At 66.1% G+C, this 12,395-nt stretch carries 12 protein-coding genes and 1 pseudogene; 5 read left to right on the forward strand and 8 right to left on the reverse strand.

Annotated features, from left to right (window positions below; translation table 11 throughout):
• Window positions 1-106: 106 nt before the first annotated feature.
• The 4 genes from LIV37_RS01840 to LIV37_RS01850 all read right to left on the reverse strand — a co-directional run bounded on the left by LIV37_RS01840 (window position 107) and on the right by LIV37_RS01850 (window position 3,446).
• Window positions 107-940: a site-specific integrase gene (locus LIV37_RS01840; RefSeq protein WP_121824129.1), complete on the reverse strand. Its 834-nt coding sequence runs from the start codon at window positions 938-940 to the stop codon at window positions 107-109.
• Window positions 941-1,426: 486 nt separating this feature from the next.
• Window positions 1,427-1,744 (reverse strand): helix-turn-helix transcriptional regulator, encoded by a 318-nt coding sequence (locus tag LIV37_RS52445; protein ID WP_121825933.1) that lies wholly within the window; start codon window positions 1,742-1,744, stop codon window positions 1,427-1,429.
• Between the two features lie 136 nt (window positions 1,745-1,880).
• Window positions 1,881-3,050, reverse strand: coding sequence for an IS630 family transposase (locus LIV37_RS01845; protein ID WP_020865406.1), 1,170 nt, complete (start codon window positions 3,048-3,050; stop codon window positions 1,881-1,883).
• A 108-nt stretch (window positions 3,051-3,158) separates the two neighbouring features.
• Window positions 3,159-3,446 carry a hypothetical protein gene (locus tag LIV37_RS01850; protein ID WP_020865407.1) on the reverse strand — a complete coding sequence of 96 codons (288 nt, stop codon included), beginning with the start codon at window positions 3,444-3,446 and terminating at the stop codon, window positions 3,159-3,161.
• A 54-nt stretch (window positions 3,447-3,500) separates the two neighbouring features.
• Between LIV37_RS01850 and LIV37_RS01855 the strand changes: the two genes are divergently transcribed.
• Window positions 3,501-4,232: a MerR family transcriptional regulator gene (locus LIV37_RS01855; protein WP_020865408.1), complete on the forward strand. Its 732-nt coding sequence runs from the start codon at window positions 3,501-3,503 to the stop codon at window positions 4,230-4,232.
• A 114-nt stretch (window positions 4,233-4,346) separates the two neighbouring features.
• Here the strand turns inward: LIV37_RS01855 and LIV37_RS01860 are convergent.
• Together LIV37_RS01860 and LIV37_RS01865 are read right to left on the reverse strand one after the other, a co-directional pair.
• Window positions 4,347-5,190: pseudogene (locus tag LIV37_RS01860) on the reverse strand (IS5 family transposase).
• A 439-nt stretch (window positions 5,191-5,629) separates the two neighbouring features.
• Window positions 5,630-6,121 (reverse strand): GNAT family N-acetyltransferase, encoded by a 492-nt coding sequence (locus tag LIV37_RS01865; RefSeq protein WP_020865409.1) that lies wholly within the window; start codon window positions 6,119-6,121, stop codon window positions 5,630-5,632.
• Window positions 6,122-6,220: 99 nt separating this feature from the next.
• Between LIV37_RS01865 and LIV37_RS01870 the strand changes: the two genes are divergently transcribed.
• The 4 genes from LIV37_RS01870 (at window position 6,221) to LIV37_RS01885 (ending at window position 10,168) form a co-directional block, all read left to right on the forward strand.
• Window positions 6,221-7,141, forward strand: a complete 921-nt coding sequence (locus LIV37_RS01870; RefSeq protein WP_020865410.1) for a LysR family transcriptional regulator — start codon at window positions 6,221-6,223, stop codon at window positions 7,139-7,141.
• Between the two features lie 123 nt (window positions 7,142-7,264).
• Window positions 7,265-8,563 (forward strand): helix-turn-helix domain-containing protein, encoded by a 1,299-nt coding sequence (locus LIV37_RS01875; RefSeq protein ID WP_121826287.1) that lies wholly within the window; start codon window positions 7,265-7,267, stop codon window positions 8,561-8,563.
• 14 nt (window positions 8,564-8,577) lie between these two features.
• Window positions 8,578-9,318, forward strand: coding sequence for a toll/interleukin-1 receptor domain-containing protein (locus LIV37_RS01880; protein ID WP_121825932.1), 741 nt, complete (start codon window positions 8,578-8,580; stop codon window positions 9,316-9,318).
• A 100-nt stretch (window positions 9,319-9,418) separates the two neighbouring features.
• The gene (locus LIV37_RS01885; protein WP_121825931.1) at window positions 9,419-10,168 is read left to right on the forward strand and encodes a transposase family protein; all 750 of its coding nucleotides are present in this window, start codon (window positions 9,419-9,421) and stop codon (window positions 10,166-10,168) included.
• A gap of 56 nt (window positions 10,169-10,224) precedes the next feature.
• On the opposite strand, the gene LIV37_RS01890 is transcribed toward LIV37_RS01885, so the two are convergent.
• Entirely contained in the window at window positions 10,225-11,175 is a 951-nt protein-coding gene (locus tag LIV37_RS01890; protein WP_020865414.1) for a PDR/VanB family oxidoreductase, read from the reverse strand.
• Entirely contained in the window at window positions 11,172-12,356 is a 1,185-nt protein-coding gene (locus LIV37_RS01895) for a cytochrome P450 (protein WP_020865415.1), read from the reverse strand. The genes LIV37_RS01890 and LIV37_RS01895 overlap by 4 nt, the downstream gene beginning before the upstream one ends.
• Between the last annotated feature and the right edge of the window lie 39 nt (window positions 12,357-12,395).

A 12,395-nucleotide genomic window follows, 5' to 3' on the forward strand; every position in this document is an offset into this window, starting at 1 on the left:
GAGTGCTGCCCTCCTCGTGTCTCCGGGACCTTGTGCCGTGGCTACGATCAATCTGCCAGCGAAACGCCCGTCCTACCCGGTAAGCACCGCAGGTTACATCCATCGCTCACCGAGGTCGTTGGGAGCTCCTTCGTTCACGCTCGGCTCGGGGTGTCAGGGCAACCTCAGGCAGGCCAGCAGGCGCTGCGATGCCGTACAACTCCTCGAACGAGGCGGGAGCGTTCTCCCAGTCAACTTCCCAAACGAGGTAGCCGTACGTATCCAGCGTCTCGGCCAGCCGTGCGTGGCGCATGCGCGCCTGCACCTTGCGCGGCTCCAGGCCCGAGGCGACCAGCACGGCATCAGCAAAATGCCGAAGGTCCCGGAATGTGGCCTTCTTCGGGATCTCCACTCCTCGCACCCGAGCCCGCTCCTTCGCCAGGTCGAACGCCCGACACAGGGCGTTCTCTCGTACGGGCGTCCAGTACCTGGTTACTGTGACCAGGTCTCCGTACTCCTCAGGGACGGGGGGCAAACCTCGCTTTTCTCTCTTACGTAGCGCCGCAGTCGACAGAGGCGCTCGCCAACGAGCCATGTGCGCCTTGTACTTGTCGAGCAGGAAGGAACCAACATCGAGCACCGCTTGACTGGCTTCCGTCTTCAAGGGCACTGCTTTCCCCCGTTGCCGCTGTTCCTCCACTAACTGCTTGCCCGCTGCGGTCTCCATGTCGGGACGCCGCACTCCAGCAGCTTCCATGGAACGCAGAGCTTGCAAAGCCCCGTACCAAATCAACAGTTCATATCGAGGATCGATCTCCTCAGCCAATGCGATCACATGTTTCCATGCCAGCCGCACGCCTCTGCCGCTCCCTTTGGGAAGACGGATACCCGACACGGGGTTTCCCTCAAGGTAGCCATCCTCTACCGCCATGGACAACATGGCCGACAACGCCTTCTTCACTCCGGAACGAGTAGTATCGGGTATCCCTCCAGCCTTTATCTCGGTGAAGAAATCTCGATACTCTCCGCGCTTTACGTCGCCTACCAAACGCGAACCCAAAACCGGTACAACTTTCCCTCGCAGCCGGTACCCGTATGTCTTAACGGTGCCCTCACGGCCTTCGTGTCGAGACAGGAATGTCTCAATGTACTCAGCGATGGTCGGGGTGCCGGAGCTGCTCTTTCGACCCCTATGCGGGAACGGGTCTCGACCTTCCTCCACCGCAGCACGTTGACTGCGTTGGAATGCTAGAGCAGCCGTCTTCTTGTTCTTCGGGAAGTTCTTTGACCGCTGGCGTCCATTCTCGTCCCTCCAGCGCGCTTGCCACCGCTTCTCACACCCATGCTCGCCACTCGGCACCAGACCGGGGTGTTCGCGGCACTCTGGCTCTCCGGCCCTGGGCCGAGACTTGTGCCAGCGGTCATACGGCTCTTCCTTGGCCACTCGTCACCTCCTATCTAGCCCTCCGTCAGGCAGCCCGCGGCATGTTTTGATGTACTGGGAAACATCTGATTCCCGATAACGCAGCGCCCGGCCTCCCATGCGGAGCGGTTCTGGACCCCGTCGCTCCACCTCCCAGGTGCTTGCCCAGTTATAGAGCGTCTTGCGCTTCACGCCGAGTCGGCCCGCTGTTTCCTGTGCAGTTAACAGGCGCTCAGAATAGCCAGGGGATTTCGACAATGAAACCCTCCAAATTTTGGTCCCGCGCAGGCGGAAATCAAGCGAATGAATTTGACTCTCCTGGCACGCCACTTTCGTCGACATGCCCACTGTAGGATCTTGAAGACTCCCAATCGGACGCGGTTCAGGGGGCCATGGCCACGGTGAGGTCAGCGACACGAAATGAAGCGTTGACACGGCATGCCTTAGTGGTCGGCGCTGGAAGTCCTTCGGGGGTTGATCAAGCTGCCAAGGCGACGGAGGATTCTTCTTGTCGGCCGGCGGATGTATGTCGGCTGAGCCGGGCCAGCAGATCGTCCAGGTCGGAGGTGGTGAACCTCCACTGGAACGGCTGTGCCGTGGCGTTGTAGCGGTCTTCGAATGCTCGGAGGCGGTCCCCGACCTGGGTCAGGTCGGTGAAGGCGTTCGGTGAGACGACCTTGCGCTGCACAGCGGAGAAGAAGATCTCTACCTGGTTCAACCAGGAGGCGTGCACCGGGGTGTGGACAAGGACCGCGTTCGGGAACGCGGCCGATAGGCGGTCCGCGGCCCTTTTACCGCGGTGAGAGGAGCCATTGTCGACGACCCAGAACACCCGCTTCGCGCTCGCGTAGGGCTCCTGGCTCATCACCTGGGTGACCAGGTTCATGAACGGTTCGATCCCGGTGGTCTTCTCGCAGCGACCGGACACCTGCGCGGCGTGGACGTCGTAGGCGGCCAGGTAGGCCAGCGCGCCGCCGCGTCCGTAGGTGTGGTTCACCCGCATCGCGCGGGCCCGCCCCGGTGGCAGGGTCGGGTGGCAGCGGCAGCGGGCCTGGACCGAGGTCTTTTCGTCGGCGCTGATGACGTACTCGTCCGCACCCAGGGGCTTGCCCTGCCAGGTGCGGGCGTACAGGCCCAGCACCCGCTGGGCCTTGGCGCGGAAGTCCGGGTCGGTGATGAAGATCCAGGACCGGTACTGCCAGGGTTTGAGCGCGTCCTCGCGCAGCCAGCGGCGCACCGTGGAGGCCGAGATGCTGTCAGCGATGCCTCGCGCGGTCAGCTCGGCTGCCAATTCCGGGCACGACCAGCGGGACAGTGGCACGCCGGCCTCGGCCGGTAACTGGCAGGCCAGTGCCTTGGTCTCGGCGACTTGCACCGGGGTGAAACGGGCTGGGCGACCGGAGCGTTTACGGTCGGCCAGAGCTGGCAAGCCGCCATGGGCGAACCGGCCCCTCCATGTCCGCACCGTATCCACGTGCAGGCGGATCTCGGCGGCGATACGGGCGTTGGAGCGTCCCCGGGCCGCGTGCAGCACGATTTGCGCGCGTATCCGGGCCTGGTGCTCGGTCTTGTGGCCGTAGGCCGCCTTCTTCAGGTGGTGCCGGTCGGAGGCGGTCAGGGTGATCGGGCATGCGGTGGCAGCAGGCAAGGAGGGCAGCGGTCAATCTCGGGAGGATCGTTCAGGGCGGGCAAGCATCGGCCGCAGCCTGAAATCGGTGACCACGCGGCCTGGAAGGCTGATGGGCTGGCCAGATCCTCAATCCCAGTGCCCGTCGGCGGGTGCCTTCAGTAGTCGGTTCAGCTCGTCCCCGGCCTCGTCGTACCCGGCGTCGGCGATCCGTTGCAGCTCGCGCAGGTCGCCGGTCGCGGCCGCGCGTCGAGTGAGCAGAAACCCAGCACGCATGGATCCCTCGTCCAACAGCTCGCTCAGCTCTCCGAGGCCGTCTGCTGCGTCAGCGAGGTCGGCCAGCTGGTCCAGAGCGGTCTCATTGCCCTCGTCGGCCAGCTCGCGCAGGGTCTCCCGATCGATATTCGTGTTCGCCATGACGCCATGCTGCAACCCTGCCCTAAGGGAAAGGTCAAGTGGGACGATGGCTGGGTGATCACCATCGGGCAGCTGGCAAGCTACGTCGGAGTGTCGATCAAGACCGTTCGCGTCTATCACGACAAGGGGCTGCTCCCTGAGCCCGACCGCGATGCATCTGGCTACCGGCGGTACGGCGCGAACGACGCCATTGAGCTGATCAAGATCCGGACGCTCGCCGAAGCCGGCGTCCCCCTAGCCCGCATCCGGGACCTGAGATCAGCGACCGACGAGGAGTTCCAGCAGGCGCTGTGCGAGATCGACGACGAGCTCACCGCCAGCATCCGTGGCCTTCAGGCAACGAAGGGGCGCCTGCGCGAGCTCGCCGCCGGGCGTCTGGCACCGCTGCCCACCGAGGTCGGCGCCCATCTGGAGCACCTGGACAGTTGGGGATTCACCTCTCGATGGGTGGACTTGCAACGCGACCTGTGGATCCTCGTGTTCGCCACCTACCCAGACCGCGCGATCGCACTGTTCCACGACCAGGCCGGGACTTTGGCCAAGCCGGCGCTGCGGCAGCTCTTCCTAGATTACGACCACGCGCACGACCTCGACGCCGACGATCCACACATCGACGGCCTCGCCCGCAGGATCGCCAAGGCGACCCGGGAACGTTACGGACCCGGCGAACTGCCCACGCTGGATGCAGCATCTGAGGTCCCCGCCCTTATTCAGGGCACGGTCAACGCCTCGTCCCCGGCATGGCAGCGACTCGACACGCTCATCCGTGCACAACTGGATGCGTGACTCGACGTGGGGACGCACGGTCCCTTGATCGCCAGTCACGGCTCGGACCATCACGTCAACCCCCGAAGGACTTCCAGCGCCGACCACTTAGAAGTCGCGCGGAAAGACGCGCGGTCATGGACGTCGGTTCGGGCGTTCGTCGCAGCGGTGGGTGGTCCAGGCCCGTCGGATCAGGTTACGCACGGTGATGATCGTGTCGGCGAGGTCGAAGAAGGCGTCGATGACGGTGGTGCGCCGCTCGTAGCAGCGGGCAAGGGGGGTGGAAGGCGTTCTGCCAGGCGTGGGTGCGTTCGACGTGCCAACGCTGACTGGCCTGGATCGGGGCCTTCTCGCCTTTGTGCGCGATACGGCCGTGTGGGCCGCGTTCGTTGAGCAGAGCGCGGGTCTTGTCCGAGTCGTAGCCGGCATCCAGGTGCACGGTGATGTCGTCGGGCAACAGGCCCAGGTCGTCCAGGCGGTCCAAGGTCGGGGCGAGCAGTGGAGAGTCGTGGCGGTTGGCTCCGGCCAGGACACGCCCCAGTGGAATGCCGTATCCGTCCGTCATGCCCGAGCGTTTCAGGCCCTGTTTGCCGCGGTCGACCGGTGAGCGTCCGGCGACCTCGCCGCCTCCGGGTGCCTTGGTGATGGAGCTGTCCACGGCGATCTGGTCGAGGACGAGGCCGACGATACGGTCGTAGGACTCCAGCGCGATCTGCTTGAGCCGAGCGAAGACACCGAGTCGTATCCACTCGTCGCGGCGGTTTCGGATCGTGGTGGCCAAGCACGTCGTGTCGGCGATCGCCTCGTAAGAACAGCCGAAGCGCAGTAGTTGCAGCATCTTGTCGAAGACGATCCGGTCGCTGATGCGTCGGCGGTGGCAGCCCAGCGGGTGGGCCGGGTCGTAAACCGGCCGCGCCGGCAGCAGAGTCGCGAATTGCTCCCAGAGCGGTTCGGTCAGCCATAAGGGAAGCGCAGGCATGGGTCTCCCAGTGATCACAGAGCGCCGCAGCTTCGTGATCACCTGATCTACAACTAAGTCACGACTTATAGGTGGATCAGTAGTCGTTCTGGAGGGGTGGGCCGCAGGCGCCGGGCCACCGGGGTAGTGCCAGCTGAGGCCGCCCCACTCGATCAGAACGGGTACGGCGTGCGGGAGAGGAGATCCCCAGGCCAGGGCCTCGCTGGCACTGCACGGTGGGGCGCCAGGGGCCGGTCCGTGCACGTGAGGACCCCTACCGCGGCCGCTCAGACCTCCTCATCGGGCCTGCCTTCAGTGCAGTCGGCCCGTACGGGCCCGTCGAGGCACCCGCCCACATGGTCCTGCCACGACATGGCATAGGTTCCGCGTGCGCGGGGGAACCGGCCGCTAGTGAAGGCAGCCGCGGCGCGAGGCAGATTGCGAGCTCCGGGCTGGGGCGTCACTTCAGTTCCATGAGGATGTCGGCGCGGGCGTAATAGTCGGCCACCGGGAGACGGTTGCGGGTGATCCTGACGAACCCGGCTTCCTCGTACAGGCGGATGGCGGGAGCCAGCTTGCTGTTCGTGCCGAGGAACAGTCGGGCCGCGCCAAGTGCCTGGGCACGGTCGATCGCTGCGGCTATGAGTTGGCGGCCGGTGCCGCGTCCCTGCGCGGCGGGGGCCACGGCCATCTTCGCCAGCTCGAACACGGCGTCCGGATAAGCCAAAAGTGCGACGCACCCGACAACGATGCCGCTGCCCTGCTCGCGCGCCAGGAGCACATCCCCGCCCGGGCCCACGATGCGGCCGAACGGATCTCCGAGAACCGCCCGGTCCTCTTCCTGCAGGGTGAACAGGCGGGAGATCCACTCCTCGTTCAACGCGCGGAACGCGTCGGCATCACTTTGTGAGGCGATCGAGGAGACCACGGTGGGAGCAGAGGTGTACGGCATGAGGCGGGTTTCCCTTCGGGTGTGCCTTCCCACCAGCCTCCAGTCCCGCTTACCCATATGTCCAATACAAGCAGTAGCCCATATCGATAAGCTTGAACTATGGATCAGCGAATCGAGCTCCGCCACCTGCGGTACTTTCTGGCCGTGGCCGAGGAACTCCACTTCGGCCGTGCCGCCCAGCGGCTGAACATCGCTCAGCCCGCTCTGTCCCAGCAGATCAGGCAGCTCGAGAAAATTGTCGGTGTTGAGCTGTTCCGGCGGACCTCTCGAAGCGTCCGCCTCACAGACGCGGGAGCGACGTTCCAGCCACGGGCGAGGGACCTTCTGGGCCGTCTGGCGGCCGACCTCGACGAAGCCAGCCGTGTCGGGCGCGGCGAGGCCGGCCGCCTGGATGTCGCCTTCATCACCTCCGCCACCGCGATCGTCAGCGAACGGATCCGTGAATTCTCCGGCTGCCGCCCAGACGTCCAGGTCAAACTGCACGACGGCTTCACCGTCGATGTCCTGGCGGCCCTGGAGCGGGGCACGGCCGACATCGGGATCGTGCGGGATGCTGAGAAGCGAGACGACATCGACCTTTCCCTGCTGACAACGGAACGGTTCGTCGCCGTCATCCCCACAAACCACTCCGCCGCAAGAGCTGATCATGTGGAAGCAACAGCGCTGGCCGCTGACCCGCTGATCCTGTTCCCGCGTTCAGCAGGAGCCCAGGCGTTCGACGTGAACACACAGCCGTTGCGGGACGCCGGCATCGACGTCCAGGTCGCGCAAGAGTGCTCGAACTGGCACACCATCATCATGTTCGTCGCCGCTGGCCTTGGCGTCACCATCGCCCCCTACAGCATCACGACCCTGCTCCCCGCAGGCGCCCAACGCCTTGAACTCGACGGACCTCCCACAATGAGCCGGATCTTCATGGCCACCCGCCGAGGAGACAACCGTCCCCTCGTGCAAGCCTTCATCGCAGCATCTGAGTCCGTGACAGGTCGTGGCCACGACCGGACGACGAGAGCACGTTGACCTGCCGAGCGAGCGCCTCCAAGGCAAGGGCTTGAAGGCGTGCCGTGCGTAACCTCATCGGCCGCGTCTGAAGCACCCACCGCTGATACAACAGCCCAAGCCGACGATGCTAAAACCGCGCCTATCCGCGCAGCCTCTAAGCCGTCCATTCCGTTCGCGCGAGAACTCCGGCAGCGACGCCTCGATGCCGGCCCGACCCTCACGGAACTGGCCGTGCGGGTCCACTACAGCAAAGGGCAGCTGAGCAAGGTCGAGCGTGGGATCAAGGCTCCCAGTCGTGACCTTGCTCGTCTGTGCGATGCCGTCCTCGAGGCCGGGGGCGCACTCGTGGCACTGCTGCCGGACCCGGCCACCGACACCCGTACTGAGGAGCCAGATGGTTTCGACGAGGAGGTATGGCTGATGCAGCTGTCCACTGACGGCGGCAGCTGGTTCAAGCCCGTGTCCCGCAGGCAGGTGGTGAGCGCGGGCGCCGCCTCATTGATGAGTCTGGGTGCGGGCAGCTCGGAAGCCTTGTCCACACGGGGTGGCGCGCAGGTGCTGGAGGTGTCCCGTTCGCTGTTCGACCACTATCGGCGCCTCGGCCAGACGGTCGGTCCGGGATTCCTTCTCCCCGGCCTCATCGCGCAGACGCACACGTTGCGAGAGACGTCCACCCACGCCGACCCGCAGACCCGCCAGCAACTGCTCGCGCTCGGCTCCCGATATGCGGAGTACGTCGGTTGGCTGGTGCAGGAGTCCGGCGACGAACGAGCTGCGTTGTGGTGGACACAGCGTGCCGTGGACCTGGCGGCCGCTGGTGGTGACCGGCATCTGGCCGGGTACGCCCTGGTGCGCCGGGCCCTGGTCACGCTGTACCGCGAGGACGCGAAGGAGACCATCGCGCTGGCACGGCAGGCCCAGGACAGCAGCCTTCCCCCACGCATTCGGGGGCTTGCCGCCCAACGTGAAGCCCAGGGACATGCGATCGCCGGCGACCGAGACGCTTGTCTGCGCGCCCTCGACCGAGCCCGCGAGCTACTCGCACGCCATACCCCGGACTCCGACACGCCTGTCATCGGAACCATGCATCTACCCGATCCGGTGGGCATGATCACGGGCTGGTGTCTTTACGACCTGGGGCGTCCACACGAGGCAGCCGAGGCCCTGGACCAACAGCTGACACGAGTTCCCCCAGACGCCCTGCGCACTCAGGTCCGCTACGGGGTACGGCGCGCTCTCGCGCATGCGGCGGCTGGCAACCTCGAACGCGCCTGTGACATCACAGCCCAATTGCTCGGCGGTGCCGCTGCGGTAAGTTCCGCCACCATCTCAGCCGACCTGCGCCGTCTCGCACACACTCTGGGCCGCCATCCACGCAATCCATCGGTCCGCGCGCTGGCACCGCAGCTCGGCACATCCTTACGGCTGATCATGCCATGAGAGAGGAGACAAACATGGCCGAGGTATTCATCAACTACCGTACGGGCGACGGAGAGAAGACGGCTGCCCTGATCAAAAGGGAGCTGTCATACCGCTTCGGCGAGAACAGTGCATTCCGTGCCTCGGAATCGATAGCACCCGGCACGCGCTACCCCGAGGAGTTAATCCGAAGCGTTCGGCGCAGCGCCCTTTTGCTGGCTGTGATCGGGCCGGCCTGGACACGTTTCGCTGAGCTGCATCGGTCGGACGACTGGGTCCGCAGGGAAATCCTCGAGGCGTTCGACTGCGGAGTGCCGGTCGTCCCCGTACTCGAGGGACGGAAGACGGAACGGCTGAATGGAGCCGATCTTCCACCCGAGCTGGGGCGACTCGCTGAGGTGCAGTCCGTCCGGCTGGACATGCAGAACGCCGTGGCGGATCTCAGGCGCCTCGGCGACGTGGTCGCCGACATGGTGCCATCGCTCAAGGCACACGAGCGCCACGACCGGTCTTCCCCCGACGCCGGCGCGGTGAGCAACGCGACGGGTGAGGTCAACGGCACAGCGGTACAGAGCCGGGACATCACCGGGGACGTGGGCACCGTAATCAAGGGCAGCTCGGGTCCGGTACACACGGGGAAAGGCGACATCTACAACAACTCACGCCACATCTCCGGCGGGCGACACTTCTCCGGCCACGGTATGACGTATTTCGAAGGGGACAATCGGGGAGGAATTCACCAGCGCTTCAGTGAGCGTTTTCAGCAGGGCCACTGATCGGGTGACGGCGATGGTGGTGAGCAGGCCGCAACGCACAAGGCTCCCGTGCCGTTGAGGGAGGTGTTCGAAGTCTCAACCCACCGGCACAGGAGCCTTGTTGGTTTCCTATCCTGCCGCACTCGACTTGCCGCACGCGCTGGTCGAGTGGGTCACCATGCTCATCGTCACCCGTGAGGGTGACCGCCGCTGCAAGCTCCCGCCGCACAAGCGGGCCCTGGTCGCGCTGGTGTACCTGCGCAAGCACGACACCCTCGCGCAGCTCGCCGCCGGCTTCGGTATCTCAGTGGGCACCGCCCACGCCTACACCCGGGCGGTCGTCGATCTCCTTGCCGCACGGGCTCCCGGCCTGCTGAAGGTACTGCGGGAGAACGATCCGGACTTTGTCCTGCTGGACGGCACCATCGCCGAGTGCGACCGCGTCGGTGACAGCCGTGCCGACTACTCCGCCAAACACCGCCGGCACGGCGTGAACGTCCAGGTCGTCACGGACCCGGGCGGGCACGTGCTGTGGATCTCACCTGCCCTGCCTGGACGAGCCCACGACCTGACCGCGGCCCGCACCCACCGGATCATCCGAATCTGGGAACGCCAGGGCGTCCCGGTGCTGGCCGACCGTGCCTATCAGGGCGCTGGCCCCTGGGTGACCACCGGCCTCAAGCGCCCGCCCGGCGGCGAACTCACCCTCACCCAGCGGACCGTCAACCGCGCACTCGCCCAGGCCCGCGCACCTGTCGAACGGGGCATGGCTCAGCTGAAGTCCTGGCGCATCTTCCGCAAGTCACGCATCAGCCCCAACCGGATGACGTCCATCGCCAAAGCCGTCCTCACCCTGGAGAGGCAACGCTGAAAACGCTCATTGTTCTCCAAGGGGGACGGTTACACCTCGCCCGGCGGGCGGGCCAGTCAGAGGTCGAGTACGAGCTGGGGGGTGAGAGACCGGGAGACGCACGGCAGGATCCGGTCGCCTGCCGCCCGTTCCTCCTCGGTGAGCACCGAATCACGGTGGTCCGGGCGGCCCTCGAGTACGGCCGTCTCACAGGTACCGCAGGTGCCTTCCTCGCATGAAGTCAGCACGTCCACGCCCGCCTCGGTCAGCACGTCCACAATGGATTGCTCGACGGGCACCGTCAGCTCGAGTCCGGTCGAGGCGATCAGGACCGTGAACGGCGAATTCCCCCGTGGGGAGTCGATCTCCTTCGGCGAAAACCGTTCCGTGCGCAGGCGAGTTCCGCGACGTGCGCACACTGCCTCGGCCGCGCGGATCAGCGGCTCGGGTCCGCAGCAGTAGACGTAAGTCTCCGGCGGCACATCGCCGAGCGTGGACTCGAGGTCGATCGGGCCGCCTGCGTCGGACGGGAGCAGGTGCACCCTGCTCGCGTCGACGGCCCGCAGCTCATCGACATAGGCCATGGAGGCTCGGGTCCGGCCGCCGTAATGCAGCGACCAGTCAGCACCGTCGCGGGACACACTGCGGATCATGGGCAGCAGCGGCGTGATCCCGATGCCACCCGCCACGAACACGTAGCGGGGACCCGGTTCCAGCGGGAAGTGGTTGCGGGGACCGCCAACCAGGACCCGGTCACCCTCGTGGAGCCACTCGTGCAGCCACGCCGATCCGCCCCGGCTCTCGGCCTGGCGCAGAACGGCGATCCGGTAGCTCGTGCGATCGCCGGGGTCACCGCACAGCGAGTACTGGCGGACAATTCCGGCTGCGGTCACGACGTCGATGTGGGCGCCGGGCTGCCATTCCGGTAGATGGCCGCTGTCGACAGGGTGCAGCTCGAACTCGACCACACCGAGGGCGACAGTCCGGCGGCTGCCGATGGTGAGCTGGAGATCCGCGGAGCCGTTCATGCCGAAATTTCCGGGGTGAAGGCCACCGGCAGAGCGAAGTGGGTCATCAGCGATCCGCCGACCAGGCCACTTTCGACCGGCTCCCCGTCGAGACTAAGGTCCGGCAGCCGGTCGAGGAGACGGCCGAGGGCGATCCGGAGTTCGGCCCGGGCGAGGTGCTGGCCCTGGCAGACATGCGGTCCCGCCCCGAAACTCAGGTGCCGGTTACGGGTCCGGCCTCGGTCGAATGTCTCCGGGTCGCTGAATTCCCGCGGATCCCGGTTGGCGGCCGCGAGGTCGAGCAGAACACGGCCGCCCGCGGCGAGTTCCCGGTCGCCGAACTGGACTGGGCACCGGAGCGTGCGCGCGAACAGTTGCAGTGGTGTGGTCAGGCGTAGGCTCTCCTCGATCACCCGCGGCAGCCCGCGTCGGTCGGTGAGGAGATCGTCTCGCAGGCCGGGCACGGTGAGCACGTTCCGGATGAGACCGCCGAGGGCGGATCCCGTCGAGTGGTGGCCGCCGACTATGTAGGCCAGCATCAGTCCGGTGGCGGCGGCCTCGTCGATCTCCTTGCCCTGTACGACGCCACTCGCCAGCTCGGTGAGCATGTCGTCGCGGGGGTTCTCCCGGCGGTCGGCCAGCCAGCGCTGCGTGTGTTCAGAGAATTCGGTAAACCGCGCCGGGAACTCCTCGGAACCCATGGCGGCGAACAGCGCCGCCGCGACGGCGCGGGCACGCACCGCCTCGGCCTGGTCGAGCCCGATCATCCGCCCGATCACGATCGCGGGCAGGGGTTCTGTCAGCTGGCCGACGAGGTCGGCCTTGCCGACGGTCGCGAAGTCATCGATCAGAAGGTCGACGACCTCGGTGATGACCGATTCGAGCCCTCGCACGGCGCGCGGAGTCAGCGGGCCGTCGAGAACGCGCCGCCACTCGGAGTGCTCGGGCTCATCGAACTCCAGCGCGGGGATCGGTGGCAACACCCCGCTGGGCGGAATGCGCACACCGTCGGCCGAAGAGAACGCTTCTGTGCCGTTCAGCGCGGCGCGGACATCGGCGTAGCGGGTCAGGAAGTCGAATCCGCCATGCCGGTCACTGTGCACGACGGGGCAGGCTTCGCGCATGTCCGCATGAGCCCGGCGAACATCCGTGGCGGACAGGGTCCCGTCGAAGTGATCGAGGGCGGGATCTGCGGTAGTCATGGTAGCTCCTTCGTCTGCACTGACGATGCGCCAAGTGTG

Origin of the sequence: Streptomyces rapamycinicus NRRL 5491, from assembly GCF_024298965.1 — a bacterium.
GTDB lineage: Bacteria > Actinomycetota > Actinomycetes > Streptomycetales > Streptomycetaceae > Streptomyces > Streptomyces rapamycinicus.